The 25414-nt window shown below is 57.8% G+C and carries 25 protein-coding genes; 17 read left to right on the forward strand and 8 right to left on the reverse strand.

Annotation, left to right across the window (positions count from 1 at the left end):
- Positions 1-67 precede the first annotated feature (67 nt).
- Together VGC62_RS06985 and VGC62_RS06990 are read left to right on the forward strand one after the other, a co-directional pair.
- Positions 68-1282 (forward strand): CoA transferase, encoded by a 1215-nt coding sequence (locus VGC62_RS06985; RefSeq protein WP_331186341.1) that lies wholly within the window; start codon positions 68-70, stop codon positions 1280-1282.
- A gap of 137 nt (positions 1283-1419) precedes the next feature.
- Positions 1420-2784 (forward strand): TIGR00366 family protein, encoded by a 1365-nt coding sequence (locus VGC62_RS06990; protein ID WP_331186342.1) that lies wholly within the window; start codon positions 1420-1422, stop codon positions 2782-2784.
- 88 nt (positions 2785-2872) lie between these two features.
- Here VGC62_RS06990 and VGC62_RS06995 read toward each other — a convergent pair whose 3' ends face one another.
- Positions 2873-3682, reverse strand: coding sequence for a phytanoyl-CoA dioxygenase family protein (locus VGC62_RS06995; RefSeq protein WP_331186343.1), 810 nt, complete (start codon positions 3680-3682; stop codon positions 2873-2875).
- Positions 3683-4221: 539 nt separating this feature from the next.
- Here VGC62_RS06995 and VGC62_RS07000 point away from each other — a divergent pair.
- From VGC62_RS07000 to VGC62_RS07015, 4 genes are read left to right on the forward strand one after another with little or no spacing between them, the layout of a single operon-like run.
- Positions 4222-5073, forward strand: coding sequence for a transporter substrate-binding domain-containing protein (locus tag VGC62_RS07000; protein ID WP_331186344.1), 852 nt, complete (start codon positions 4222-4224; stop codon positions 5071-5073).
- Positions 5074-5082: 9 nt separating this feature from the next.
- Positions 5083-5730 (forward strand): amino acid ABC transporter permease, encoded by a 648-nt coding sequence (locus tag VGC62_RS07005; protein WP_331186345.1) that lies wholly within the window; start codon positions 5083-5085, stop codon positions 5728-5730.
- A complete protein-coding gene (locus VGC62_RS07010; RefSeq protein ID WP_331186346.1) occupies positions 5727-6386 on the forward strand; it encodes an amino acid ABC transporter permease in 660 nt (219 codons plus the stop codon). The genes VGC62_RS07005 and VGC62_RS07010 overlap by 4 nt, the downstream gene beginning before the upstream one ends.
- Positions 6383-7201, forward strand: a complete 819-nt coding sequence (locus VGC62_RS07015) for an amino acid ABC transporter ATP-binding protein (RefSeq protein WP_331186347.1) — start codon at positions 6383-6385, stop codon at positions 7199-7201. Before VGC62_RS07010 ends, VGC62_RS07015 begins: the two co-directional genes overlap by 4 nt.
- Before the next feature lie 54 nt (positions 7202-7255).
- On the opposite strand, the gene VGC62_RS07020 is transcribed toward VGC62_RS07015, so the two are convergent.
- Positions 7256-7771 (reverse strand): MarR family winged helix-turn-helix transcriptional regulator, encoded by a 516-nt coding sequence (locus tag VGC62_RS07020; protein WP_331186348.1) that lies wholly within the window; start codon positions 7769-7771, stop codon positions 7256-7258.
- Between the two features lie 416 nt (positions 7772-8187).
- Between VGC62_RS07020 and VGC62_RS07025 the strand changes: the two genes are divergently transcribed.
- The 6 genes from VGC62_RS07025 to VGC62_RS07050 all read left to right on the forward strand — a co-directional run bounded on the left by VGC62_RS07025 (position 8188) and on the right by VGC62_RS07050 (position 14252).
- Positions 8188-9453, forward strand: a complete 1266-nt coding sequence (locus VGC62_RS07025; protein WP_331186349.1) for an amidohydrolase/deacetylase family metallohydrolase — start codon at positions 8188-8190, stop codon at positions 9451-9453.
- A gap of 16 nt (positions 9454-9469) precedes the next feature.
- Positions 9470-11053, forward strand: coding sequence for an oxalurate catabolism protein HpxZ (gene hpxZ / locus VGC62_RS07030; protein ID WP_331186350.1), 1584 nt, complete (start codon positions 9470-9472; stop codon positions 11051-11053).
- Complete coding sequence (locus tag VGC62_RS07035) at positions 11050-12255, forward strand: amidase (RefSeq protein WP_331186351.1); 1206 nt, start codon at positions 11050-11052, stop codon at positions 12253-12255. Before hpxZ ends, VGC62_RS07035 begins: the two co-directional genes overlap by 4 nt.
- 100 nt (positions 12256-12355) lie before the next feature.
- Entirely contained in the window at positions 12356-12664 is a 309-nt protein-coding gene (locus VGC62_RS07040; RefSeq protein ID WP_331186352.1) for a hypothetical protein, read from the forward strand.
- A gap of 242 nt (positions 12665-12906) precedes the next feature.
- Positions 12907-13278 (forward strand): histone-like nucleoid-structuring protein, MvaT/MvaU family, encoded by a 372-nt coding sequence (locus tag VGC62_RS07045; protein ID WP_331186353.1) that lies wholly within the window; start codon positions 12907-12909, stop codon positions 13276-13278.
- A gap of 779 nt (positions 13279-14057) precedes the next feature.
- Entirely contained in the window at positions 14058-14252 is a 195-nt protein-coding gene (locus VGC62_RS07050) for a hypothetical protein (RefSeq protein ID WP_331186354.1), read from the forward strand.
- Positions 14253-14287: 35 nt separating this feature from the next.
- On the opposite strand, the gene VGC62_RS07055 is transcribed toward VGC62_RS07050, so the two are convergent.
- The 3 genes from VGC62_RS07055 to VGC62_RS07065 all read right to left on the reverse strand — a co-directional run bounded on the left by VGC62_RS07055 (position 14288) and on the right by VGC62_RS07065 (position 17034).
- Positions 14288-15559 carry an Nramp family divalent metal transporter gene (locus tag VGC62_RS07055; RefSeq protein WP_331186406.1) on the reverse strand — a complete coding sequence of 424 codons (1272 nt, stop codon included), beginning with the start codon at positions 15557-15559 and terminating at the stop codon, positions 14288-14290.
- 242 nt (positions 15560-15801) lie between these two features.
- A complete protein-coding gene (locus VGC62_RS07060; RefSeq protein WP_331186355.1) occupies positions 15802-16467 on the reverse strand; it encodes a glycosyltransferase in 666 nt (221 codons plus the stop codon).
- A 165-nt stretch (positions 16468-16632) separates the two neighbouring features.
- Positions 16633-17034, reverse strand: coding sequence for a hypothetical protein (locus VGC62_RS07065; RefSeq protein ID WP_331186356.1), 402 nt, complete (start codon positions 17032-17034; stop codon positions 16633-16635).
- 205 nt (positions 17035-17239) lie between these two features.
- Here VGC62_RS07065 and VGC62_RS07070 point away from each other — a divergent pair, with 205 nt between their 5' ends.
- The 5 genes from VGC62_RS07070 to VGC62_RS07090 all read left to right on the forward strand — a co-directional run bounded on the left by VGC62_RS07070 (position 17240) and on the right by VGC62_RS07090 (position 21932).
- Positions 17240-18091: a CAP domain-containing protein gene (locus VGC62_RS07070; protein WP_331186357.1), complete on the forward strand. Its 852-nt coding sequence runs from the start codon at positions 17240-17242 to the stop codon at positions 18089-18091.
- A gap of 213 nt (positions 18092-18304) precedes the next feature.
- Entirely contained in the window at positions 18305-18580 is a 276-nt protein-coding gene (locus tag VGC62_RS07075) for a metal/formaldehyde-sensitive transcriptional repressor (RefSeq protein ID WP_331186358.1), read from the forward strand.
- Positions 18581-18591: 11 nt separating this feature from the next.
- The gene (gene dmeF / locus VGC62_RS07080; RefSeq protein ID WP_331186359.1) at positions 18592-19506 is read left to right on the forward strand and encodes a CDF family Co(II)/Ni(II) efflux transporter DmeF; all 915 of its coding nucleotides are present in this window, start codon (positions 18592-18594) and stop codon (positions 19504-19506) included.
- 163 nt (positions 19507-19669) lie between these two features.
- Entirely contained in the window at positions 19670-20596 is a 927-nt protein-coding gene (gene coaA / locus VGC62_RS07085) for a type I pantothenate kinase (RefSeq protein WP_331186360.1), read from the forward strand.
- A gap of 91 nt (positions 20597-20687) precedes the next feature.
- Positions 20688-21932 carry an MFS transporter gene (locus VGC62_RS07090; RefSeq protein ID WP_331186361.1) on the forward strand — a complete coding sequence of 415 codons (1245 nt, stop codon included), beginning with the start codon at positions 20688-20690 and terminating at the stop codon, positions 21930-21932.
- A gap of 107 nt (positions 21933-22039) precedes the next feature.
- Here the strand turns inward: VGC62_RS07090 and VGC62_RS07095 are convergent, their stop codons facing one another.
- The 3 genes from VGC62_RS07095 to VGC62_RS07105 all read right to left on the reverse strand — a co-directional run bounded on the left by VGC62_RS07095 (position 22040) and on the right by VGC62_RS07105 (position 25262).
- Positions 22040-22501, reverse strand: a complete 462-nt coding sequence (locus VGC62_RS07095; RefSeq protein WP_331186362.1) for an N-acetylmuramoyl-L-alanine amidase — start codon at positions 22499-22501, stop codon at positions 22040-22042.
- A gap of 155 nt (positions 22502-22656) precedes the next feature.
- Positions 22657-24363, reverse strand: a complete 1707-nt coding sequence (locus VGC62_RS07100; RefSeq protein ID WP_331186363.1) for an acid phosphatase — start codon at positions 24361-24363, stop codon at positions 22657-22659.
- A gap of 137 nt (positions 24364-24500) precedes the next feature.
- Complete coding sequence (locus VGC62_RS07105) at positions 24501-25262, reverse strand: substrate-binding periplasmic protein (protein WP_331186364.1); 762 nt, start codon at positions 25260-25262, stop codon at positions 24501-24503.
- Positions 25263-25414: the final 152 nt, after the last annotated feature.

Here is a 25414-nt window from a genome sequence, read left to right on the forward strand (position 1 = left end):
CGCCTTGTCGTCATCCTGCGGGAGCGTCTGGCGCCATTCGAATAAAAAGCGCTGCGGAGATATTTTCATGAGTGAGCACCTCACACCCTCGTCATGCCTGGACCGCACTGGGCCGATTGGCCCCCTGAGCGGGATCAAGGTGCTTGATCTGAGCGCCTATATCGCCGGGCCCTATGGCTGCTCGCTGCTCGCCGATCAAGGCGCCGAAGTGATCAAGATCGAACCGCCGACCGGCGACAACTTGCGCAAATACCCGTCAACCCTCACCAGTGAAAGCCGCGCGTTTCTCGGGGTCAATCGCAGCAAGTTGGGCGTTGTGCTCGACCTCAAACGCGCTGAAGGATTGGAAACGCTGTATGCGTTGGTCCGCGATGCCGATGTGCTGGTGCATAACTTTCGCCCCAGCGTGCCGGACCGGCTGGGCATTGGTTATGACCAGCTCAAAGCATTGAATCCGCGTTTGATTTATTGCGCGGTGACAGGTTATGGCGAAAACGGCCCGCTGAAAGACAAAGCGGGATATGACCAGGTGCTGCAAACCATGACGGGCATGTGCGCCGCGCAAGGCAAGGCCGGCGGACCACCAGAAGTGCTGTACGGCTCGGTGGTGGATTACTACGCGGCAGCGCTGGTCGCGGGCGGCGTAGCGTCGGCGTTGTTCGAGCGGGAGAAAACCGGAGAGGGGCAATACGTCGGCGTGTCGCTGTTGCGCAGCGCGTTGACCATGCAGTCGGCGCGATTGATCTGGGCCGAGGGCGAACCCGCCGAGATGGACCGCGACATGCGTTCTGGCGGTATCACGGGCATCCACCCAACACGCGAAGGCCACCTCTATTTGTCGGCGAATACGCCGCACTTCTGGCAAGCGTTGTGCGAGAAGACCGGGCTGTTGAACTTGCTCGATGAGCGCTACGACACGGTGCGCAAGCGTGCCGAACAGCAGGCGGTCATCGTGCCGCAATTGCACGCAGCCTTGCAGGCGCGTACCGCCCTGGAATGGGAAGTCGAGTTTGGCGACACCGTGCCCTGTGCCGCTGCGCGGCGTGTCGAAGACATGTTCGACCATCCGCAAAGCCAGGCCGAAGACCTGATCGCGGATTACCAGCACCCGGTGGTGGGGCATTACCGGGGTTTTACCCGGTCGATTCGCTATGGCCGCACCCCAGGCCCGCAGCCGTTTGCGGCACCTGCGTTCGGTCAGCATTCTGATGACGTGCTGCTTGCTCACGGCTTCACTAACGAGCAAATCAGTGGTCTGCGCGATTGTGGCGCGTTGTTGTAAACCCAGTCACTGCTGTTAACAGGGCGCCCAGAGCGCCCACCTGTTTCTGTCCATAACAATCACAATAGGATTTACGTCATGCCAATCAACACGGTGCAACACCTGGGCGTATCACGCTTTGCGCGGAGGATGCCCGAATGACTGTCGCGCTCAGCAAATCCCGGAGCCTGCGCACTCGGCTCACGGACAACACGATCCGGGTATTCGAACGCACCATCCCTGATCCGTTCGTGCTTGCGGTATTCCTCACCTTCCTGATCGCCCTCGCGGCGCTGATCTGGGGGCCGCAGGCCTCCATGACCAATATCTTGTCTGGCTGGTACAAGGGTTTCTTCAATATTTTCACCTTTGCCTTGCAGATCACCCTGGTGCTGGTACTGGGTCACGCATTGGCCCATGCGCCGATTGTGCAGCGCTTCTTCACCCGTCTCATCAGTCTGGCGCGAACCCCTGCGCAGGCCGGTGCGCTGATTTTTGTCAGCGTCGCCGTGACCTCGTTTTTCAACTGGGGCTTTGGGCTGGTGATGAGTGCGCTGCTGGCGCGGGAAATTGCCAAGCGCATGCACGTCGATTTCGCCTGGATCGTCGCGGCGGGGTTTTCCGGTTGGGTAGTCTGGGCGGGCGGTCTTTCAAGCTCGATCGTACTCGCGCAATCCACGGCAGGCAGCCCGATGAACGTGGTAGAGAAAGTCACGGGGCAGGTCCTGGGGCTGGGCGACATGGTGTTCGCACCGTTTAATCTAGTGCCCAATCTGATCATGGTGCTGGTCATTCCGTTCGTGTTGGCCGTCTTGCGTCCACGCGGCGATGACGTCATTGCCCTGGACATCAGTAAACATCCAGACCCAGTACCGCAAAGCAAGCCAGAAGGGCCATGGACCTTCGCCCAGCGCCTGGAGTATTCATGGCTGGGCAGCGTGTTGATGGGGGCGGGCGGGATTGCGGTGATGGTCTTCGCCTATTTTGGGCAGTTGCAATTTGCCGGTGTCAACGCGGTGATTTTCGTGATGTTCACCGCCGGTATCCTGCTGCATCGTTATCCATTGGCCTATGCCAATGCGGTGAAGAATGCCGCCAGGCAAAGCGGTTCGATGATGCTGCAATACCCGTTGTATGGCGGTCTGATGGGCATCATGGAAGCCACTGGTCTGCCGGGCGTGATCTCCAATTCGTTCGTGGCCATTTCCAACGAGCACACGCTGCCATTCTGGAGTTACGTTTGTTCGTTGGTGGTGACGTTTCTGATCCCAAGCGGCGGCGGTCACTGGGCGGTACAGGGACCGTTCGTGATCCCGGCTGCGGTCACGCTGCACGCTTCATTGCCAGCGACCACCATGGCTGTTGCCATGGGTGAGCAGGTTTCCAACATGCTGCAGCCTTTCTGGGCAGCGCCAGTAGTGGCGATGGCCGGTGTTGGTGTGCAGCGCGTGTTGGGCTTCACGTTCGCAACGTTTTTGGTTGGCGCGGTGGTCTACGGCGGGTCATTGCTGTTGCTGGTGTAGCCTGGCGGGTCACGCATTTTGCGGTCGATATGACGCAGAGCGCGTGACGCCGCGCAACGCTCCTGTTTGCTCAACCTCGGTGGCTTGCTCAGCCGCCCTTGACTTCGCCATCCCGATATTGCCCCCACGCTTGATGCAACTGCTCCATCGCGGCCTCGTCGTAGTCGCAGGTGGGCAGCGTTTCTGCGTCCCAATGACCAAAGCGATCTTCCCCGCGAACCAGCGTTGCGCGGCGTCGACCCATGGTCGAGGTCACATGGGTTGGAATGTAAAAGAAAGCAAAGCCGATGCGCCGATCATCGGTGGTGTTGCATCGCGAACTGTGGGCTGTGCGCTCGTGGTGGATGGAAAACTCACCGGCCTGCAATGGCATCTCCAGCCCTTGGCTGTCATCCACTCCAATCAGCACCTGGCCCTTGGCGAGCATATTGTCTTTGGCGAAAGTTTCCTGGTGTTGATAGTCAGCCTCACGGTGTGAGTCAGGCAGTATGCGCAGGCAGCCATTTTCCGACGTCGCGTCGGTGAACCCGACCCATACCGTGACTTCCTCATGGGGCGTCAGACCGAAATAGGTCGAATCCTGATGCCACGACACATAGCGTGGATCGTTGGCGTTCTTGGCAAACACCGAGGCCCCAAACAGCAGGATGTCCGGGCCGATCAAATCTTCGACGGCGTCGAGAATTCGCGGATTACGTGCCAGTTCGACGAAGGCCGGTGATGCAAGGTGGGCTTTGATTTTCAGCGAACGGTTAGCATCTTCTCCCACATGCGCTTCATAAGCTTCAATGTGTGCCCGGTATTGCGCGGCGTCTTCGCGGCTCATCGCCCGAAACGCAAAGGCGTAACCATGTTGTTGGAAGTGTTCGACTTGAGCCGTTGTCAGGTGCTTGGTCATGAGAATCTCTGGTCAGGATTGGGAGGCTGTGCTTGCTTCAAGCCAAAAACGTGCCGATAAAAGTGGGTGACGACAAAGCCGTTATAAAACAAGGGTCTAACGAAAAATAAAGCGATATGTGAAGTATGGGTTATACCCCTCAATATTTTATTTGTGGGTGTTTTGATGAGCACAAGCCAAGAACTTAGTTTGTTTGTTGTTTTTTAAAAACAATGGCTTATAAGATTTTCTACAGAAAATTAACTGTCCTCAATCCGCGCTATCGTCGTGTAAATGTTAAAAAATCCCTGCTTTTTACTGTGCATTTGAGAGGCATACCACATATGACCTGGGTTATTTTGGTGCGCCTATGTCCAAGGTCACGGACAGAGTCGACTGACGCATCGTGGCAAACATGCGTCCATCCCCGCGTTCAGGGCCTCAGGTCAGAAGATAATATGTGGCATGCCACTTGCTTTGTTCGATCGGAGCGCTTTTGGCGCTGTCAGCCCGGACCATCTGAATGGACCGATCTCAAACGGATTCAGTAAGGAAATTCCATGACTGCTCTACTGCACAACCTCAAGCGTCGGATGCGTATCAGTAAGCCGTTATTGGTATTGGCGATGGCGATGACCGCTGCATTGGCCAATACCTCCATGAGTCATGCGGCCACGATCGACGAGGTCAAAAGCCGTGGTTATCTGCTGGTGGCCACCGAGGATGACTACCGTCCTTTCGAGTTCATGGAAGAGGGCAAGGCAACGGGTTACGACAATGAGCTGCTGGCGTTGGTGGAAAAATCGTCCGGTGTGAAGATTCGTCAGCAAGTGCTGCCATGGGCGGGGATTTTGCCAGGTGTGACCACGGGCAAGTACGACATGGCGCTGTCGGCGGTACTGGTTACTGCCGCGCGCAAGCCGACCTTCGATTTCACCTCTCCAACGGCACAGACCACAACCTATTTCGCCACCAAAAAAGGCAGTGCAATTCTCAAGCCTGAGGATTTGATCGGTAAAACCGTGGGCGGTGAAACCGGCAGCGCGATGCTCACCGATTTGAAGGATTTCGATGCAAAACTCAAGGCCAAAGGCAAAGGCCTTAAAGAGATCGTCGAATATCACGGTTATCCAGAGGCGTATCAGGACCTGGCCAACGGTCGCCTGGATGCGGTCGCCAATACCGACCTGTCGTTGATCTCTTTGGTCAAGGAACGCGGCGATATGTTTGTCGTCGGCCAGCCGATTGGCGAGCCGACTTATCTGGCCTGGGCTGTCGCCAAAGGCAATACCGGTGTGTTGAAGATGGTCGACGATGCACTGCTCGAGTTGCGCAAGAACGGCGAGATGTATCGCTTGCAGAAAAAGTGGCTGGGTGAAAGCCATGAAAACATGCCTGTCAACGTCAACTGATCCACGCTCATGACGGCATACGACTACTGGAGCATCCTGCTGGGTGCTCTGTCGACGATAGGGGTTTCGTTGGTCAGCATTATCGTTGGCGTGCCACTGGGGCTTGGCCTGGCGTTGGTTCGTTGGGGCAAAGTGCCGGTGGCTCGGCAGGCGGTCTTCATCTATGTGAGCATCATGCGTTCGTGCCCGGCGGTGACGTTGATCCTGTTGATCTTCTTCGCGCTGCCACAGTTTGGCATTTCGTTGGACCCGGCAACAGCAGGGATTCTGGCATTGACCTTGTCGACCGCAGCGTTCAATTGCGAGGTCTGGCGGGGCGCGTTGATTGCTTTTCCCAAGCAGGAATACGACGCAGCGCTGGCCTTCGGCATGCGCCGTGGCTTGCGCTTGCGGCACATCGTACTGCCGCAGGTGTGGCGTTCCAGTTTGCCGGGCCTGGTCAATGAAATGACCATGTTGCTCAAGTCCAGCCCGGCGGTGGCGGTGATCGGCATGGTGGAAATTACCCGGGCCGCGCAACGTGTCGGGGCGCGCACCTATGACCCGCTGCCGCCGTTCATCTTCGCCTTGCTGCTGTACAGCGTGATCGTCTACTTGCTGATTCGTTTGCAACGGCGGCTTGAGCAGCGCAGCGCTGGGCATGAGGTGGCTGCATGATCAACGACTTTCTGACGATCTGGGGGCAACTGCCGGATATCGGCACCGGCTTTCTCAACACGCTGATATTGGTCAGTATCGCGGCCACGACGTCGCTGCTGCTGGGCATGCTGTTGACGCCGATGTTGATGTCATCGCGCCCCGGTATTGCCCGCATCGCCAATACGTTTTGCGATGCCATGCGTTGCGTGCCGTTTCTGCTGTTTGTCTATCTGATCTATTTTGCGCTGCCGTCCATGGGCATTCGCCTGTCCAACTGGAGCAGCGGCGTGCTGGCGCTGGTGTTGTACAACTCGGCCTACATGGCTGTGCTGCTGCGCGGCGCCTGGCAGGACTTGCCCGCCGACACTATTGAGTCGGCGCGGGCGTTTGGCTTTCACGGTTTCAGTCTGATTCGTCGCATTATTATGCCGCCAGTGGTCATGCGCGCTATTCCAAGCCTTGGAAATCAACTGATCCAGATCGTCAAGGACAGTGCGTTTTTGTCGATCATCGCGGTGACCGAGCTCACCAGCGTGATGAACGCCATCCAGTCCACTTACTTTATCCCTTTTGCTGCGTTTCTCTCGGCGGTGCTGCTGTATTGGCTGCTGTGCCTGTGCATTGAGATTCTGACCAGCCTTCTGACCCGCTACGCCGAGGAACGTCGAACGTGAACGCACTGCACAATTCCCCCAGCGAGGTCGCTTTGGTTCAACAAACAAAGGTGTTGCAACTGCAGGGTATCTCCAAATGGTTTGGCGATAACAACGTCCTGAAGGATGTCTCGCTCGATGTCATGAGCGGTGACGTGGTGTGCCTGTTGGGGCCGTCCGGCTGCGGTAAATCGACCTTGTTGCGCTGTATTAACTGGCTGGAGCAACCCAACGCCGGCAGTGTGTTTCTCAAAGGCCAACGCATGGGCGTACACAAGGGTGGGATGAAGATGAGCGACGCTGATCTGGCGCAAATGCGTTCGCGGATCGGCATGGTGTTCCAGCACTTCGCGCTGTGGCCGCACCTGACCGTGCTGCAAAACATTATGGAGGCGCCGCTGTACGTGCAGAAACGCAACCGTGATGAAGTGCTCCAGGAGGCGCAATCGTTGTTGGCGAGGGTCGGCTTGGCAGAAAAGGCCAACATGTTCCCGTCGCGCCTGTCAGGCGGGCAAAAGCAGCGCGTCGGTATTGCCCGGGCACTGGCGATGAAGCCGGATATTTTGCTGTTCGACGAGCCCACCAGTGCCCTCGATCCGATGTTGGTGGGCGAGGTGCTGGAGGTTATCCGTGGTTTGGCGGGTGAGGGTGCAACCATGGTCATCGTCACCCACGAAATGGAGTTTGCACGCCAGGTCGCCAGTCGCGTGGTGTTCATGGACGCTGGTGACATCGTCGAAAGTGGCGCGCCAGCAGAGTTTTTCTCGGCGCCCAAGACCTTGCGAGCGCAACAATTCCTCTCGCGTTTTCACGGCGGTGCGACAACTGTTCGCTAGAGCAAAAGGCGTGCGGGGAGCTTGATCCTGCTGCCTTATGCCTGGCGTGACTGACTAACTGTTGTCACGCTCCAGCTTGAAGGGCGCGCTGCCCACATCGTTGTTGGCTTCGACCAGTCGAATCAATTGCAGCATGAACAACGCCCGTTGTGCTTCAGGGATGTGCTCGATGGTGCGGTCATGGGCGCGTTGCACGTTAACGTCCATCTTCTTGAGCAGGTAAAGCCCTTTGCGGCTGAGCTTAACCAGCTTCACCCGGCGGTCTTCGGTGCTCTGGCGGCGTTGCAACAAACCGCGCGCCTCAAGCCGGGGGATGACTTCCGCGACGCTGGTACGCTCCAGACCTATCTCATGGGACAGGGAGTTCTGGTCCATCTCGCCATGGGTGCCGAGCGCGGTCATCAGGCTGTACTGCACCGGTGTGATGTTGAATTCGCGGGTTTCATCGAGAAACAGGCCGCAGTGGATCTGGTGCAGGCGGCGGATCAAAAAGCCAGGGCGTCCAAGCAAGGCCGAACGGCCAAGGGCGGCGTCCAACTCCGGCTGGTGGTCATCGTCTTGCGTCGTCATAAAGCGTGGCAAACCTGTTGTCAATGGAGCCCCTTCAGCGCCGCAAAAGGGGCTGGGTTCAGCGAAGCGAGAGGCTGCGGATTATAGAGTAAAAAGTGGCATACCTCTTTATCTTAAAGTGATTTTTCCGGCATCTTGCGGGCCACCCTGCTGAGGATTGGACTCAATGTTCTCAGGATTTATGAGGGGTATGCCTCTCAGTGCGCGGGCATGGTGCGCAGAGACTTCAAACGGTGCAGATATCAGGGGCTTACAGATTTTAATCGCTGCGATAAAAGATGGTATGCCACGTTTATTTATTGACGATTAAATTCATATAAAACAACAAGATATTAATTTGTGATGGGATAGATATCTCTGATTGGCACATTGATTGCGTTGCAGCCTCCACCTAATGACACTTCTAGAAGACTTCCATGAAAAAGATCCTTCTCCACGGCGGTCGTGTTATCGATCCTGCGAACTCCATTGATACCGTCTGTGATGTGCTGATCGAGGCCGATCGCATCAAGGCCGTTGGCACGCTGCTCTATACCGACGCCGCCATAGGTGCCGAATTGATCGATTGCACGGGCAAGCTGGTGCTGCCGGGCCTGATCGACACCCACAGCCATGTGTATCAATACGTCACCGGACGTTTTGGCCTGAATGCCGACATGTGCGGGGTTCATTCCGGCGTCACCACGCTCATCGATCAGGGTGGCGCCAGTTGCATGACCTTGCCGGGGTTTCGCAAGTTCGTCGCCGAGCCTGCCGAGAGCCGCGTGTTGTCGTTTCTTTCCGCGTATTTGGTCGGTGGTCTGGAAGGGCATTTTTATCCCGAACTGTATCGTCCCGAATGTGCGGATGTTGCCGCCACGGTCAAGTCGGCGCTGGCTAACCGTGACATCGTCAAAGGCATCAAGGCCCACGCCGAGCTGGGCGGTTTTGCCCGCTGGGGCTTGGACGTGATGAAAAAAGCTGCGCAGATCGGTGAGCAGACTTCGCTTCCGGTTTACATCCACTTCGGCCAGCTGTGGCCAATGCCCGACGAGCCTGAATACACGATCGATCCCGACAGCATCTTCCCGCAGGTGCTGGACCTGCTGAAACCCGGCGACGTGCTGGCGCATCCTTTCAGTCGTCATCCGGGGGGCTTCGTCGAGCAGAACGGTCAACTGCATCCGTTGGTCAGTGAAGCCATCGAGCGCGGTCTTAAGGTCGATGTCGGCCACGGTTCGCACTTTAGCTACAAAATGGCGGCCAAAGTCATTGACGCGGGCGTCGTGCCCGACACGCTGGGTTCGGACATGCATGGCTACAACACCACCGTCCCGGCACCTGCGGGTACGCCGGACGAGCATCCCGACGAAGAGCATTTGTTCACGGGAACCTCACGTTTCAGTCTGGTGTCGGCCATGGTCAGCATGATGGCGTTGGGGCTGACCCTGGAGCAGGTGGTGCCGATGGTGACCAGCAATGCGGCGAAGCTTGCGGACATGAGCGACGAGATTGGCACCTTGGGCGTTGGCCGAGAAGCCGATGTCAGTGTGCTGAGCGATGAAGAAGGCGCCTGGCTGCTGCGCGACAACGAAGGCACTGAAGTCATCGCTCATCGCATGCTGCAACCGGTGTTTTGCCTGCGCGCCGGCAAACGCTTCGACTCCATTGCGCAAATACTGCCTGTCCCTCGTGTCGTCTGACTGAAGGTCTGCCCGCATGAACGCTGAATCGATCCCGACCGCTAGCGATCAGCCCGCTTTGCAGGCTGCGTTGGCCAGGCTGTATGCCGTGCGCCCGGCATGGACCACGGTGCGCAGCGCCCGCGAGGCGGTGGGCCTGGAGCCGATGACGCTGTTGCACGCCGGGCCGCCGTTCACCAACCCATGCCAGCCCAGTGAGCCGGTGTTGTCGTCCGCCGTCTTGTGTTGCTTGTATGAAGGCTGGGCGGGCACTGAAACCCAAGCCCAGGCGATGATCGCGGACGGTCGGGTGCGCGTGTTGCCAGCTCAGGATTACCGCATCGTCACGCCGTTGGCAGCGGTAATTTCTCCGTCCACCAGCCTGGTCGAAGTGGTCGACAGCGCGCAACCGGACGGCCCGCGCTGCTGGTCATTGTTGAGCAGTGGTTTCGGTCCGCAAATCCGTTTCGGCACGCGCAACCTGGCGGTTATTCAGCGATTGGCGTGGCGTGATGAACGTCTGGCACCGGTATTACGGAGCGCGCTGCAACGCTCACCCCTCCAACTGATACCGCTTGCCAGGGCGGGCCTGTTCGGCGGCGACGATCTGCACAGCCACACCACGGTCGCTACGGCTGCGTTACTGGCAGCCTTATCGCCGTCGCTGGACGACGCCGACGTGCAAGCGATGCTGGAAACCACGCCGCTGTTTTTCCTTACGCTGTGGATGGCCGCCTGCTATTTGATGCTGGATGCGACGCGCAGTAATGATCCCGAGCACGCTACGAAGCTGGTGTTGGCACTGGCCGGTAACGGCATCGACGCCGGGGTGCGTCTGGCTGATCGACCTGATCGTTGGATTACCTTGCCCGCGCATGTGCCACAAGGTCCGAGAATGGCACCCAGTGATCTTGCCGCCAGCCCGATGCTCGGTGACAGCGGCGTCATTGATGCGGCCGGGTTTGGCGCACAGTCGTGGTTTTACACCACCGAAATCGCCAGCGACATGCGCGGCTGGTTGCCGGGAGCCACGCGCGAGCGCCCCCGTTGGCTGGTCGGCAGTCATCCTGAGTTCCAGGCATTTCAACTGGGCAGCGCAATCGATGCGGAGTTGATTTGCGCGGATCAATCCACTCCGCGTGTGGCCATTGCGATGCTTGACGCCAATGGCGAGCAGGGTCTGTTAGGGCGCGGTGTGTGCCTCACCGATCCGGCGTTGTTTGGTGCTGTTTCGGTGACCGCCCCGGTCATCAACAACCCCCAATCGTTGGCCAGTCTTAACCAGGCTTTCGAGCGCTATGAACGTGCGTTGACCCGCAACGACATTGCTGTGCTCGATGAGCTGTTCTGGGACAGTCCCCACACGCTGCGTTATGGTCCGGGGGAGCATCTGTATGGCTACGAGGCCATTCAGGCGTTTCGACGTGCGCGTCCCGGTCAAGGCCTTGAGCGCACGATCCTTGAGCGAGCGGTGACCAGTTTCGGCGACGATTTTGCCGTCACCCACATCGTCTTTAGCCGCGCCGGACAAGCACGTTTCGGGCGGCAAACGCAAAGTTGGGTGCGCATCGCTGGGAGTTGGCGCATCGTCGCGGCCCATGTCAGCTGGATGGAGCGATGAAGATGCGTCTGCAACCGGGGCTCAACGGAGCCTTCATGGCTGAGGGCTTTGCCGGCCAGCCTTCACGACCCGAGCGTGTTGGCGCGTTGAGTCTGAGCGGCGTTCGCCTGGCAGTCAAAGACGTATTCGATGTCGCGGGGTTGATCTGCGGCGCTGGCAATCCGCGTTGGTTGCAAGAGCAAGCGGTTGCTACCCGAACTGCCCCGGTAGTGCGCCTGCTGTTGGCCGAGGGGTGCGAGTGGGTCGGCAAAACCGTGACCGATGAGCTGACCTACAGCCTGGCCGGTATCAATGCCCACTATGGCACGCCGATCAATCCCGCTGCGCCTGAACGCTTGCCGGGTGGGTCTTCCTCCGGTTCTGCGGTGGCAGTGGCGGCTCACCATGCCGACTTATCGCTGGGCACCGACTGCGGTGGTTCGATTCGCCTGCCCGCCAGCTATTGCGGGTTGTGGGGGATTCGCCCGAGCCACGGCCGGGTAGCGGCGGACGGCTGCTTCACTCTGGCTCACAGTTTCGACACGGTGGGATGGTTTGCCCGAGCCCCGGAGGTTCTTGGCGCGGCACTGGAGTGTCTCATGCACACTCGGCTGCCTGAATCGTCTGAATTGTCGAGTCGGTTGCTGGTCAGTGATGACGTGATCGGCTTGCTGGACGAGCCGGTGCGCGAGGCGTTCGAGCGCTGGCTGATCGAGCAGGCCATCCCCCATGATCGCCTGGGCGTTGGCACACTCGCGCTGGACGCCTGGGCCCATGCGTTTCGTACGCTGCAGGCAGCGGAAATCTGGCAACAACATGGGGAGTGGGTGCGCAGCTCGACACCTGAGTTTGGTGTCGATGTGGCCGAGCGCTTCGCAGCGGCGAGCCATGTCACGTCGGAACAGGTATTTGCAGCTGCGCAGGTGCGTTCCCAAGCCCAGAGCCTTCTGGCGAACGTGTTGAGCAATAATCGCTTGTTGTTGCTGCCGCCAGTCCCGGGTGTCGCACCGCGACTGGACGCTTCACTGCCGCAAGTCAACGAGATCCGCGGGCGTTCGCAAAAACTGCTGTGCATGGCCGGGCTGTCTGGCCTACCACAGGTCGTCATGCCGTGGCAGTGCTTTAACGGCGCGCCGGTCGGAATGTCGCTGATGGGCGCGCGCTTCGCCGATGAAAGGGTATTCGACGCCGCGCGCCTGTTGCATCACCGTACCTCTCTGTAAAAGAGGCAAAGTGCTGGCCCCCTGAATCTGAATGTGTAGGCAAACTTGCGTTCTTTTTAGAAAGCTAGGTAATGGTTGCATGCGGATTTGTTTGTTTTGCATGGTATTTGCGAGTTTGTTCGGCGTTGTATCTTCGGCACAGGCGAAAGCGCTGAGCAAAAACGATCGTGATCTTTGCAGTTGGGGGTCGGCTGTCGCTGGATCTGCGCAGGCGTCCAAGCTTTCCCGAGTCTCGCTATACGGCGCACGCAACAAGGTCCAGGCGCGTAAATATTCCCAGCCCTGGATGCGCATGATGGCGTTGGGCATTACCGAGCAAACCTATGACAGCGCTTCTCGATTGAAGCCTGCGGCAGTCAAGCAAACCTATTACCAAGATTGCATCAAGCACGAAATGGCGCGCCGGTAATGGACCGCTGGTCACAACGCAAACGCTCTGACAGCGTACTTTCATGAATACCGGCGGGCCTTTGTTCATAAGGCTTTGGAGGTGGATGCGCGGGCGAACATTGCCGTTTCCACCGCGCGCAGACCGACAGCTTAAATATGACGTGTTCTTAAATTGAAGTAATAACGGATGACTCTTTGCTATTCAAGCGTTAGCATTGTGTGTGCGTAACGCGCTCCCCCTAAGTCAATGGAATTTACTCAATGTCTCGTCTCGCTGAATTTCGCAAACTCGAACAGCAACTCGCTCAACATCTGGCAGAACTTGAATCCCTTAAAAATGACTCCGGCCTGCAAAAGGAAATTGAGTTCGAGACCAAATTGCGCGCATTGCTGGGTGAGTACGGCTTTAGTCTGAAGGACGTGATCAACATTCTTGATCCTCAGGCTGGTCGTCGTAGCTCTGCGCAGGCTATTGCTCCTGTGAAGGCACAACGCAAAGCACGTGATATGAAGGTTTACAAGAACCCTCATACCGGCGAACTGGTAGAAACCAAAGGTGGCAACCACAAGCTGTTGAAACAATGGAAAGCAGAGCACGGTTCGGACACAGTAGAATCGTGGCGCTCTAACTGATAGTTGAAGCCGCATTCGTGCGGCTTTTTTGTGGGCGTGAGTAATTGTTTCAAAAGAATTCTACTTTCGCCGTTATTGGACAAGGCTGACAGAAACTTAAGTGATTTCTTGTCAACGAACGGCGCATCTTCGTCGAGCCCCGCAGGGTTAACTTCCTGGCCTCGTGCGTCCTTGCCGATCAATGCTGGAGCCGCAGGTGTTCGGGAAGTCTTCCCTGGCCATCGGGCGCCTGGATAAAACCTTGTTAAATATGCATTACACAAAGACAGTTTTAATTCCCAGCCTATCTGTTTCGATCACGTTAGCGCGTGATGACGGACGTTAATATAACAATACGCTCTGTGCGATTGTCGCCCCTCCTGGCCGGCCGATTTCGAGTCAATACTATAAAGTGCGCCGCCACAAACCCTTGCGCAGAAGCCTATGAAGTAGTAGCAAGCAATCTCGCGTGCTCAATAACGCTCCGCCAGGCGGCACTATGAATAAACATCATCCGTATCATCCGTACCATCCGATTATCGAGGTGAGGGGTTGGCGTGAAGGCCGACAAAGTCGAACAGGCCATAGCGGACGCTTATATGGGGTCTAGCATCGGCTCTGCCATCCCGTCAATAAATAGAAAAGCCCTTGGCAATGACCAGGATTTGAATGTCTGGCGGTCGATCAGCAGCCATGGCACATGGTTTGAGTGAGTTCCTCGATGGCGATTGCAACAGGGAACCTGATGCTATTACCTGTTGCCTCTATAGTTAACGTCATCCAGCTTACTGAGAACGGCCATGCGCGAAATCGTTAACAAAGAACCTTGGTGGGCCGCCCCGCCCAAACCGGGCCAGGACGAAGCCGAGCTGGACTGGGGCTGGCTGGTGATTTACAGCGAGGGCGAACCACGCTTCGAATTCATCAAGCAGCGGCCTTCGGAAAGTGAGATTCGCAATCGCAAGAGTTGTCGGATCACGCCTCAATCGGACTGACTGTCGCGCGTCAAGCGTTGCTGATGGCCGGACTTTCATCCCAGAAACATGCCAGCCAGTAAAATCAGGTTCAGCCCGACGATGAGTGTGGCGATGATCCATGCGCACATCGTGAGCACTTTACCCGTCACCAGATTACCCATCAGTTGCCTGTTCGAGACAAAGCGCACCAGCGGTATGACCGCGAAGGGTAGCTGCATGGACAGAACCACCTGGCTCAGCACCAACAATTTCGCTGTGCCGCTGTCGCCATAAAGGCTGGTCACGATGATCACTGGAATGATCGCCAGTGCGCGGGTGATCAGGCGTCGTATCCAGCCAGGCATTTTCAGCCGTAAAAAGCCTTCCATCACAATCTGCCCAGCCAACGTTGCCGTGACCGTTGAGTTGATCCCCGACGCGAGCAAGGCCACGGCGAAAAGCACGGAAGCCATTGCCACCCCAAGCATCGGCGACAGCAGGTGGTAGGCCTGTTCTATCTCGACCACATCGGTTCTGCCGGACGTGTGAAACACCGTGGCGGCGGTGATCAGAATCGCAGCATTGACGAACAGTGCCAGCGTCAGGGCAATGCTGCTGTCGGTCACCGCCCAGCGCAGGCCAAGCTTGCGCCCGGCATCGGTGCGCGGATAGGCGCGGGTCTGGACGATTGAGGAGTGCAGGTAAAGGTTGTGCGGCATGACCGTGGCGCCGATGATGCCGATCGCAAGGTAAAGCGCCGCCGGATTGGTGACGATTTCTGCCTTGGGAATGAACCCGTGGAGGACCTCAATAAGGACCGGGTCAGCGAGAAACATCTGGATCGAGAAGCAGGCGAAAATGATGATTAGTAGAGCAATCACGAACGCTTCCAACGACCGGAAGCCTCTGCCCATCAGCAGTAGAATCAGCAACACGTCGAGCGCTGAAATCACCGCGCCCCAGACTAATGGAATATCGAATAGCAGATTCAAGGCGATGGCGGTGCCAATGACTTCCGCCAGATCACAGGCGATGATTGCGCTTTCACAGGCCAGCCACAACGCGATGCAGACTGGACGGCTATAGAGTTCCCGACAGGCGCGGGCGAGGTCCCAACCGGTGGCGATGCCCAGCCTTGCGGACAACGCCTGAAGCACTATCGCCATGATGTTGGAGAGTAGAATCACCGACAGCAGCATGTAGCCAAACTGCGAACCACCCGCGATATCGGTAGCCCAATTGCCGGGGTCCATGTAGCCGACGGCAACCATATAACCGGGCCCGGTAAAGGCCAGTAATCGTTTGAACCAGTTGCCACTCTTTGGCAATGCAACGCTGGCGCTCATCATCGCGCCGCCAAGCAGTGATTGCGAGTCATGCGCTTCGTTCTCGCTCTGTAACATCAAGGTCGCCTGGGTGAAATCGAAGAAGAACACATAACAACGTCTGGCAGTAACACATACACCATCCAAGCTTTGTGGCTCAAGCGGCGGGGCGCCTGTTCAGCAATATTTGTGCATGGATAATCACGCTGCATCTCTAAGCGTTTGGCTGCCCTCCACCTGACCCTCTGTAGCGTTTTCAGCATTCAGCCGACCGACAACGGATTGGCCAGCGACTTCAGATAGTCTCCAAATCCTTCCCGACATCTGCAGTTTTTTCGTGCGCTGGTGGTGACCCGGTTGGCAGCGGTCCACATGATCGTGGCGCCGCTGCGCTCAAGGTCTTCGATCAAGTACACGTCCTCATGGGCTGCGAGGGCCCTGAATCCGCCGGCCTTTAAATAGGCGGCGGCGCTGACGCCGAGATTTGCCCCGTGGATGTGCCGATGACCGTCGACAGGTGTGTAATGCGCGTCATAGCGCTCGCGCACAAAATCAGAGTGCTCGGACCAGTCCATCACCTCCACCACTCCACACACCGCATCGGTACCGAAACGGACCTGATCTGCCAGCCAGGAATGTGGCACCAAGGTGTCGGCGTCGGTGAACGCGAGCCATCTGGCGCCGCGCTGTAGCATTAGGCGGGCGCCCTCGGCGCGGGTCATACCCACGTTGCGGTTATTGCAGGTGTGGGTCAATACGTTGTGACGCTGGGCGACGAGCAGGGAGTCGTCATTACAATCATCCAAAGCAATCAGAATTTCGACAGGCTCATTGGCCAGGCTTTGGTGAGCGGCGGCGGCCAATAGCGACTTGATGCAGCCCTCCAGGGCCAGCTCTTCGTTATGCGCGGGGACAATGATTGCAATCATAGGCTGACCTCAATGCGGCGCAAGCGACGGTCGCATTGGCCTTTCGATGTCGACTGGGGTGATCGGAAAATGGTTTCAACTATTTGCCGTGTGACGGACCGCGTGTCGTCAGTGCGCGAACATTGTTCAGCCCGATTGCCCGAGTCATCACCTGGGTGGAGCCACTTAGGTGTCGCGCAGCAAGTCGTGGGCGTTCAGCAATTGGTAGGCGATTTGCGGACGTCTTTCCAATCCACGGCGGATCGCGCGCGGAATCGACTTGCGGGTTTTGCGGCACATGCCGGGCAGCGCTTCGATATGAAAATCGATTCCGCGGGCGCTTCGCACTTCGTTGAAACCCGGAGTGATGTGCAGACGGATGCCAAGTTGTTCATACATGCGGCGTTGCATGTGTTCGAGGTCGCCCAGGCTTGTGATGTTTTCCAGGCGCTCCAGCAGGCGTTTTTCTTCCGCACGTGTCAGGGACAAGATGCGCAGGTCTGCGTCCGACGCCTCAAGCAGCCGTTCACGCTCGCAGTCGCAAGCGCCGGGCGGGCAGAGTTGGCGGGTGGGTGCGGTGGGTTTCATGGGCTGCAATCATAGCGATGCATCACCCCGTTTGCCCATGGGCAGGATGACCGCTCATCCCGTCGACCGTCCAACGAACTGCGCCGAATCCATCGATCATCGGGCCGTGGGAACGGGTGTTCGTGGCGCATCCTGTTCCTGAAAAATAAATCCATCTCCTTTGTCCATCCTTTATCCTGCTGGGCACAACCTAAAGGAGACTTTCATGCGCGTCGTATCGTTTGTAGCTCGCATCGTTGCGTTGTCGTTGGTGCTGGCGTTCACGGCCACAGCCTTCGCCAGTGAGGAAACACAGTTGGCGGCAGCGATCAATGTCTATCGCAGCCAGGCCCAGCGTTGCGCGGGGCAGGCATCCCTGGAGTTACCGCCCTTGACGGCGGACCCTAGGCTGAATCTGCCCGCAACCGGTAGCGGCGACCTGCAGCAAGCATTGGCGCGTGCGTCTTATCCGATGGTCAGCGTGCAGGCAATCAGTTTGTCTGGCCCGCGCGATGCGCAATCGGCGATGACAGCCATTCAGGAAAGTTTCTGTCAGGTGGTGCTCAATCCGCAGTTCATTGATATCGGCGTGAGTCGAGAAGGGCGTGAGTGGCGCATTGTGCTGGCACGTCCATTGTTGACGGCGCGCCTTGGCGATGGGCAAGCAGAGGGGCAAAAGCTCCTTGAAATGGTCAATACCGCCCGCGCCCAGCCCCACACCTGTGGCGCCCAATCCTTCTCGGCCACGACACCGCTGGCCTGGAATGCTACGTTGGCGACGGCCGCCCAAGACCACAGCCGCGCCATGGCCAACAATAACTTCTTTGATCACCGTGACCGCGATGGCCGCATGCCCGGCGACCGGGCGGAACTGGCTGGCTACCTTGGCCAACAAGTGGGCGAGAACATCGCAGCCGGGCAAGACACCCCACGCAAGGTGGTAGACGGTTGGCTGGCCAGCCCTGGACATTGCGCCAACCTGATGAACCCACAGTTCCGAGAGCTGGGTGCCGCGTACGCCGTCGACCCAAAGAGCGATGCTGGGATTTACTGGACTGCGATGTTTGGTGCGCAGTAATCAAAAAAGTGCGAGGGCGATTTTTTGGCTGGCAACCATCCAATGTGGGAGCTGCCAAAGGCCGCGATGCGAGGGCTGCCTGATACCCCGCCACTACGCAGCCATCTAGAGTTCTATCAGGACCCGGCCAGCGACAAAGTCGTCAAATTGAGCCTTGTGGTCGTTGGCTAAAGACATCATTATCACCCTCTGTATAGGGAAGGGGGGTATTGTATGTCGCATGTGTTGGCTGAGAAAGATGACCTGCTTAAACGTGTGCGCCGCATTGCTGGCCAAGTGCAGGCGATAGAGCGCTGCCTGGACACCGATGCAGATTGCGCCAGGACATTGCACCTGGTGGCTGCTACACGGGGGGCGATTAACGGCTTGCTTGATCAAATCATCGAAGCGCATGCCCGTGAACACGTAGCGCATCCTGGCTTGAGCGACAGCGAGCGCGCTCAAGGATTGGAAGAACTGCTTGAAGCGATTCGGCGTTATTCGAAATAAGGGGGGCAGACATGTTCAGTGCAGAAAAACAGACTCATGATCACGTGTTCCTGAGCGCTTCTCACGATGAGAATGCCGGACGAACATTGTGGGTAGTTGCCCTCACGTTTGTAATGATGGTGGCGGAAATTGCCGCAGGTTACTGGACTGGCTCCATGGCGTTGTTGGCAGATGGATTCCATATGGCGACTCATGCTGGCGCGCTGAGCATTGCCGCTGCTGCATATGCGTTTGCTCGGCGCAACGCCCACAACGGCCGCTTCAGCTTCGGTACGGGCAAAGTGGGCGATCTGGCGGGTTTCGCCTCCGCCCTGATTTTGATGCTGGTAGCGCTGGGTATTGGCGTTGAATCTATGATTCGTCTCTTTGCGCCGACTGCGGTGGCGTTTGGTGAGGCGACGGTGATCGCGGTGGTCGGACTGCTGGTGAATATCGTCAGTGCCCTGATGCTCTCGGGCGGACACAGCCATGTCCACAGTCACGATCACCCTCATGCGCATTCTCATGGCGGCGACAACAATCTGCGCTCCGCTTACGTGCATGTGCTGGCGGACGCGTTGACCTCGGTGCTGGCCATTGCGGCGTTACTGGCCGGGCGTTACCTGGGCTGGATCTGGCTGGATTCGGCGATGGGCATTGTCGGGGCGCTGGTCATTGCCAAATGGTCGGTTGGCCTGTTGCAGCAAAGTGCCAACGTATTGCTCGATGTCACCGATGAGCACGTTGCAGAGGAAATCCGCGAAGTGCTCGAGCGTAGCGGCGACGTAACCATCACCGACCTGCACGTCTGGCGGGTGGGACCGGACGCGCGCGCTGCAATCATCAGTGTGCTGGCAAAGGTGGAGGTTTCTGCCGATGCCATTCGTGCGCGCCTGCGGGTCGTTCATGAGATCTCCCACCTGACAATCGAGTATCGCGTCGCTTGAGCCGTACCCATGCCGATTCGGCCTAGGGTCTGCTCCCGTCTGGTTGCGGCCACAACCAAATGAGAACAGACCCTGGGGAAATCAAATAAATCTGCCGCTGTTTTGGCCGATGCGATAGTCTTCGCACCATTGTCGATACGGACACTTGGACGGAAAGCTATAGATGGCGCCTCATGACTATCTCGTAATGACCAGCAAGGAATGGGCGGGGCTGCGCGCCAACACGCCACTGACTTTGTCCGAAGAAGACCTGTCGGCATTGCGAGGCGTAAACGAAGATATTTCTCTGGAAGACGTCTCCAATATCTATCTTCCCTTGTCCCGACTGATCAATCTGCACGTCAGTGCCGCGCATAACCTCTCTGGCATCAAAGACACGTTTCTCGGGCGTCCGACGCACAAACAGACCTTTGTCATCGCCGTTGCAGGCAGTGTTGCGGTGGGTAAAAGTACGTTTGCGCGGGTTTTGCAGGCGCTGATGGCACGTTGGCCGGATCATCCGCGGGTCGACCTGGTGACCACTGATGGCTTTCTGTACCCCAACGCCAGGCTCGACGCCGAAGGCATCATGCACCGTAAAGGGTTTCCGGAGAGCTATGATCGCAAGCGTATGGTCAAGTTCTTGTCCGACCTTAAGACCGGTGCGGCGCAAATCAGCGCACCGGTCTATTCTCACGTCAGCTACGACATCGTCCCCGACAAGTTTCAGGCGGTCAGCCAGCCGGATATCCTGATTTTCGAGGGCTTGAATGTTTTGCAGACCCAAGGCGACAGCAGCCAGAAGCCTGGCAGTATCGTCTCTGACTACTTTGATTTCTCGATCTATCTCGATGCCGACGAGCTCAACATCGAGCAGTGGTATGTCGAGCGTTTCCTGATGCTGCAACGCACGGCGTTTCGGGCGCGCGGCGCTTATTTTCGCGAGCTGGCCGACCTCGATCCGGCCAAGTCTCCGGATGCGGCGCGCAAGATCTGGCGTGACATCAATCGCCCCAATCTGCTGGAGAATATCTTGCCCACGCGTGAGCGGGCGAATCTGGTGGTGCGCAAGGCGGCGGATCATTCGGTGAGTGAAATCTGGTTGCGTTGATTAAGGGGGGTGAACAAAAAATCCTCCACTTGGGCTGCGTCGAAAATACAGTGGCATTTCTGGTCGATAGGGACGTCATCAGGAGATGAGCATGCGCATGAACGCTTTGATCGTAGTGCTGCTCACTGCTCTGGTGGCGGCTACTTATGGTTTCGGTATTTACCTGTTCGCTCAGTTGGTGCCAGACATGCGCGCCAGCCTGGGCTTCGATATTTCCTATGTTGGCGCGATGACGGCAGCGGGGCAGTTCGGTTTTTTGGTCAGCGCGCTGCTTGCCGCCTGGCTAACGCCGAAGTTGGGCGGCGGCTGGGTGATTTTTGGATCAGGCGTAGTCTGCGGTGGCGCGTTGTTACTGATCCCGCTGTCGCATAACGTGCTGGTCATCGGCGCCTTGTTGACGGTGCTGGCTGGCACTGCCGCTACGGTCTTCGTGCCCATGGTCGACGTGTTGTCCAGGGCTGTGGCCTACCGATATCGCGGGATGGCTATGGGCCTGGTCTCCAGCGGCACCAGTTATGGCGTGTTCATCAACAGCTTGTTGGTGCCTGTTTATGCGCCGCAAGGCCAATGGCGTACCGTCTGGTGGATCGTGGGTGTGTTGACGGTGATGATCGCTGTCGCAGTCTTCTGTGTGTTCAAGCGGGCCGGCCTGTTTGTCAAAGCCCCACCCTTGGCGCTTTCGTCCGGGCGTGATCCTGACCCTTGCGTAGATGCAACGCTGACGATGGGCAAAAGCCTATTGATGAGGCCTTGGGTATTGACCATCTGGTCGATGAATTTCCTGATCGGCTTTTCAACCTTCCCGTTTCAGAACTACTTGTCCTCCTACTTGCGTACCGAACTGGGTTTTGCCGTAGAGAGTACCGCGCACATTTGGGCGGTGATTGGTTTCGTGGGTATGTTCGCCGGGCTTGCGGTGGGCTGGCTTTCGGATCGGATCGGTCTGCGCGCGGCGATGCTATTGGTCTATCTCAACGTGGCGCTGGCGGCGCTGATTTTCGTTGTGCATCCGGTGGGTTATTGGCCCCTGGTGGCGGGCATCTTGTTCGCAATAGCGTTCTATCCGATATTTGGCCTGATCCCGGCTTATGTGTCGAAGATGGCAAACAGCGCAGCGCTGGCCGTCACTGTGTTTGGCGTAGCGAACATCATGCAAGGCGTTGGCGGGATGATTGGCAATTATTGCGGCGCACTGTTGGCAAGCCTTTACGGAAGTTTTGTGGGCGTTTATTGCGCCATTGGCATCGTTGCTGTCTTGCTCGGTGGGTTGACGCTTCGGCTGCCAAAAGAGCGCGTTGTTTGTCCCGCGTCGAATTCATGCGCAGTCGGGGATTGACACCGATGGCGCTTGATAGTGGGCGTGACGCACTTTTTCAATCACCAGTCCCGCCTATCGCAGACAGGTAACGGCGCTGCTGTCTCAGGCGGGGCTGGTTGTCGGAACTACCGGTCTGCAGGGGTTGATTGTGAACGAGCCTGCGCTTTGATCCACCACGGGCCTACATCGAAACAAGGGCACGCCTTGATGAATTCATTCGCCGAGATGTGACCGTCGTTGTTCAGGTCTGGAGACAAATCTCGGTGACCAAGAATCCGTGCATCGGGGTAGCTGCGGCTCAGTTTAGTGAGCACATCCAGCAGCGCGGAAAACTGCCCATCGGTGAAGTTGTTTTCCGGTGCTCCTTTGGCATCGACACCGCCGACCAGGCACACGCCAATCGAGCGGGCGTTGTAGCCTTTTACATGGGCGCCTGTTTGCGACTCGGCTCGGCCGCTTTCGACCGAGCCGTCGCGTCGAATGACATAGTGATAGCCCACCGTTGTGAAGCCCCTTTGCTGATGCCACTGGGTGATTTCGGCTACGCCGACATCGCGGCGGGCATTGGTCGCCGAGCAATGCACCACGATGAAATCGGTGCCGGCACGGTGTGGAATTGGGGCGGGTATTGTGTTGGTTTTTATGCTGCTTATGTCTTGCTTCCTTGCAATAGAGTGAGCCTTGCACTGAATAGAAAATCTCGGATTCGGTCAACTCTGGAGTGTTACAAACGCTCTCACGATTACCCTGTAAACCGCAGCGCGTTGGTCAAGTCGCCCATTGGCGGCTGACCACGAGCGATCATTGCGTTATCCCGTTCGCTCAGGCCATTGAGCCTCTCCAGGCCATGCACCCGGGTGATCAGACGCAGGATCGAGGCGGTGTCATAGATCGTATGGTCGACAGTACCTTTGCGCGCGAAGGGTGAAACGATCAGCGCCGGAACGCGAGTGCCGGGGCCCCAGCGGTCGCCTTTGGGTGGTGCAACGTGGTCCCACCAGCCGCCGTTTTCGTCGACCGTGACGACAACGACCATGTTCTTCCACTGCGGGCTTTCGCGCAGCACTTTGAGGGCGCGGTCAATGTGGCGATCACCTGAGGCAATGTCCGCATAACCGGCATGCATGTTCAGGTTGCCTTGTGGTTTATAGAATGTGACCGCAGGCAGCGTGCCCGCTTGCGCATCGGCGAAGAATCTGTTGGTGCCGGGCTCATCGCCCAGGCCACCGTCGCGCAGGCGCTTGTTGCGCTCTTCAGGATTCTGTGGCCCTTGTTGCTTGAAATAGTTGAAAGGCTGGTGGTGGTACTGAAAGTTCGGGATCTTCGGAATGCCGCTGGAATCCTTGAACTGATCCAGCGTCGCTTGCCAGGCACCTGCGTACCATGCCCAGTCGACGTTCTTTTTCGACAGTTTGTCGCCGATGTGTTCGTGGCTCTGCGGCACCAGCACGTTGGCCAGATCCGGTTTGGAATAGTCCGGTCTTTCCGGATCGCGCAACCAGGTGGGCCAGTAAGGCGGGGCCAGCGTGTTTACACCATAACCGTCCGGAGTCAGCGCGCTGGGGCCGAATTGCGGCGGCCCGGTCATGGCACTGGCTGGGGATTTTTCAAGTGGCTTGAGTCGGTAATCGTGGGCGTCATCGCTTTGAAGCGCCGCGATCTGCGATTTCGCGGGGGAGTTGGCGGCGTCCGGGTAAAACGGCGCCGTCGCCGACACCAGATAGTGGTGATTGAGGAACGAACCCCCGAAAGCGCCCTGGAAAAAATTGTCGCAAAGCACGAACTCCTTGGCGACGTCCCACAGGCGCAGGGAATATTGCGACTGACTATAATGGCCCATGGTCAAGCCGCCGGCGTCGGCCCAGGCAACGAAACCGTCATTCTTGCCGCCATTGATCTGCATTTGATTTTGGTAGAACACGTGCCACAGGTCGCGTGTGACCAGACCCAATGGCAGTTCTTCACCGTTTGGTCCTTTGAGCGGGTACGGCGCATTGGGCAGGTTTTCTTGAAATTGCACGCCGGTGGCATACGTTACGCCATCCACTGTTTGTGGACCCACTTGCAGTACGCCGCCCCAGGTGGGTGGCAGGTTTTCCAGCAGCTTGCCGTCGCGGTCGCGCTGCTGAAAGTCCGCGGGCTTTAACGCAGACATTGGTTTTTCAATGCCTGGAAAATTGCCGAACAGGTTATTGAAACTGCGGTTCTCGGCGTAAATGACCACGATGGTTTTGACGTTGTCTTGCAGTGCCTTGTCTAGCGCCGGGCCGGACAACGGCGTTTCTTGCGCGGTGTTGTTGCCAGCGCCGGACTCGCTGGCCATCACGTAGTTGCTCAGTGTTGCTCCGGCACCCAATACTGCAACGCCGCCGAGAAAGCGGCGTCGGCTGGTGTCTGCAGGTGTGTGGCTGGCGGGCGGCGTCGACGGATCTTCTGGTTTTTCGCTCATGGCTCTACCTCCTCGCTGGGCCGAAGTTGTTGCGAGTTATGTCGACGGAGCCTAGCGACGCAGTGTGACGGTATTGCTACATCCTGGCCGTGTGCCCCTGTTTCAGCGGACCTGCGTCAGTCAGTCGAGGGGAAGGGTCAGTAGAGGTCAGTGGGATTGCCGGATTCAGTGTTGTAGCGTTCGACGATGCGCTCTATCTCGCCGGACATTTTCATTCTCAACAGCGTGCGCATGATGCGCTGTGCCGGGACGTCGGGATCGTTGCGCACCACACATCCGACGGGTTGTTCGTCAATGGTCAAGACCGCCACCAGCTTGTCCTCGTCGCGGCGGCCACGGTTATACCAATCAAGGGACCATTGCGTGTCCACGGCATACCGATATCGATGGGCGGCAAGCTTTTGCAGGACTTGTTCCTGCAACCTGGCGTCTTCGCGTATCAGGTCACGATTTGCGAACAACTGCTCCAGCGCCGGATAGGCATAGCCCAGCACCGTGCCGATGTGATCGCCGAGAATGTCGCTCATCTGCACGGGAGCCGAGTTGTAGGCCATGCTGATCAAGACGTTGCGTTGATTAAGCAGCGGCAAGCTCCAGGTGTAATCGCCCGACATATCCGGTAGCCAGGATTGCGCCGCATAGCAGCGCACGTCGACCTCACCATGCTCGAGCGCGGCTTGTACGCGCATACGCGGATAGACGCGGTATTCCGGTGCCTGGCCGAGTTGGCGTGACAGGCTTTCCATGATATCGAACAGGATGCCTGATGTCGGTCCATCGCGGCCTACCTGCATCAGGGGCATCGACCAACTGTCTGCCACCGAGAACCGCAGCGGCGGCCCGGCGGCCCAGACAGGGGCGTTCATCAGTACAAAAGCGCTCATTACCAAGCGACGCATCCAGGACCCTCGAAGTGAGCAACGCAGTGCGGTGGGGCAGTGTAACGTTTTGACAGCAGGATGAGCGTAGCCATATTAAAGGCAGAAGCGACGCGCCAGATGCAATTTTGCGCCTGCTCGGCTAGCATTGGCGGTCTTCCGCTTCCCAGTCG

Origin of the sequence: Pseudomonas sp., assembly GCF_036404235.1 — a bacterium.
GTDB lineage: Bacteria > Pseudomonadota > Gammaproteobacteria > Pseudomonadales > Pseudomonadaceae > Aquipseudomonas.

Coding starts and splice junctions, on each gene's coding strand:
- VGC62_RS06985 (WP_331186341.1), top strand. CDS start 68: ATGAGTGAGCACCTCACACCCTCGTCATGCCTGGACCGCACTGGGCCG.
- VGC62_RS06990 (WP_331186342.1), top strand. CDS start 1,420: ATGACTGTCGCGCTCAGCAAATCCCGGAGCCTGCGCACTCGGCTCACG.
- VGC62_RS06995 (WP_331186343.1), bottom strand. CDS start 3,682: ATGACCAAGCACCTGACAACGGCTCAAGTCGAACACTTCCAACAACAT.
- VGC62_RS07000 (WP_331186344.1), top strand. CDS start 4,222: ATGACTGCTCTACTGCACAACCTCAAGCGTCGGATGCGTATCAGTAAG.
- VGC62_RS07005 (WP_331186345.1), top strand. CDS start 5,083: ATGACGGCATACGACTACTGGAGCATCCTGCTGGGTGCTCTGTCGACG.
- VGC62_RS07010 (WP_331186346.1), top strand. CDS start 5,727: ATGATCAACGACTTTCTGACGATCTGGGGGCAACTGCCGGATATCGGC.
- VGC62_RS07020 (WP_331186348.1), bottom strand. CDS start 7,771: ATGACGACGCAAGACGATGACCACCAGCCGGAGTTGGACGCCGCCCTT.
- VGC62_RS07025 (WP_331186349.1), top strand. CDS start 8,188: ATGAAAAAGATCCTTCTCCACGGCGGTCGTGTTATCGATCCTGCGAAC.
- hpxZ (WP_331186350.1), top strand. CDS start 9,470: ATGAACGCTGAATCGATCCCGACCGCTAGCGATCAGCCCGCTTTGCAG.
- VGC62_RS07035 (WP_331186351.1), top strand. CDS start 11,050: ATGAAGATGCGTCTGCAACCGGGGCTCAACGGAGCCTTCATGGCTGAG.
- VGC62_RS07040 (WP_331186352.1), top strand. CDS start 12,356: ATGGTATTTGCGAGTTTGTTCGGCGTTGTATCTTCGGCACAGGCGAAA.
- VGC62_RS07045 (WP_331186353.1), top strand. CDS start 12,907: ATGTCTCGTCTCGCTGAATTTCGCAAACTCGAACAGCAACTCGCTCAA.
- VGC62_RS07050 (WP_331186354.1), top strand. CDS start 14,058: ATGCGCGAAATCGTTAACAAAGAACCTTGGTGGGCCGCCCCGCCCAAA.
- VGC62_RS07055 (WP_331186406.1), bottom strand. CDS start 15,559: ATGAGCGCCAGCGTTGCATTGCCAAAGAGTGGCAACTGGTTCAAACGA.
- VGC62_RS07060 (WP_331186355.1), bottom strand. CDS start 16,467: ATGATTGCAATCATTGTCCCCGCGCATAACGAAGAGCTGGCCCTGGAG.
- VGC62_RS07065 (WP_331186356.1), bottom strand. CDS start 17,034: ATGAAACCCACCGCACCCACCCGCCAACTCTGCCCGCCCGGCGCTTGC.
- VGC62_RS07070 (WP_331186357.1), top strand. CDS start 17,240: ATGCGCGTCGTATCGTTTGTAGCTCGCATCGTTGCGTTGTCGTTGGTG.
- VGC62_RS07075 (WP_331186358.1), top strand. CDS start 18,305: ATGTCGCATGTGTTGGCTGAGAAAGATGACCTGCTTAAACGTGTGCGC.
- dmeF (WP_331186359.1), top strand. CDS start 18,592: ATGTTCAGTGCAGAAAAACAGACTCATGATCACGTGTTCCTGAGCGCT.
- coaA (WP_331186360.1), top strand. CDS start 19,670: ATGGCGCCTCATGACTATCTCGTAATGACCAGCAAGGAATGGGCGGGG.
- VGC62_RS07090 (WP_331186361.1), top strand. CDS start 20,688: ATGCGCATGAACGCTTTGATCGTAGTGCTGCTCACTGCTCTGGTGGCG.
- VGC62_RS07100 (WP_331186363.1), bottom strand. CDS start 24,363: ATGAGCGAAAAACCAGAAGATCCGTCGACGCCGCCCGCCAGCCACACA.
- VGC62_RS07105 (WP_331186364.1), bottom strand. CDS start 25,262: ATGCGTCGCTTGGTAATGAGCGCTTTTGTACTGATGAACGCCCCTGTC.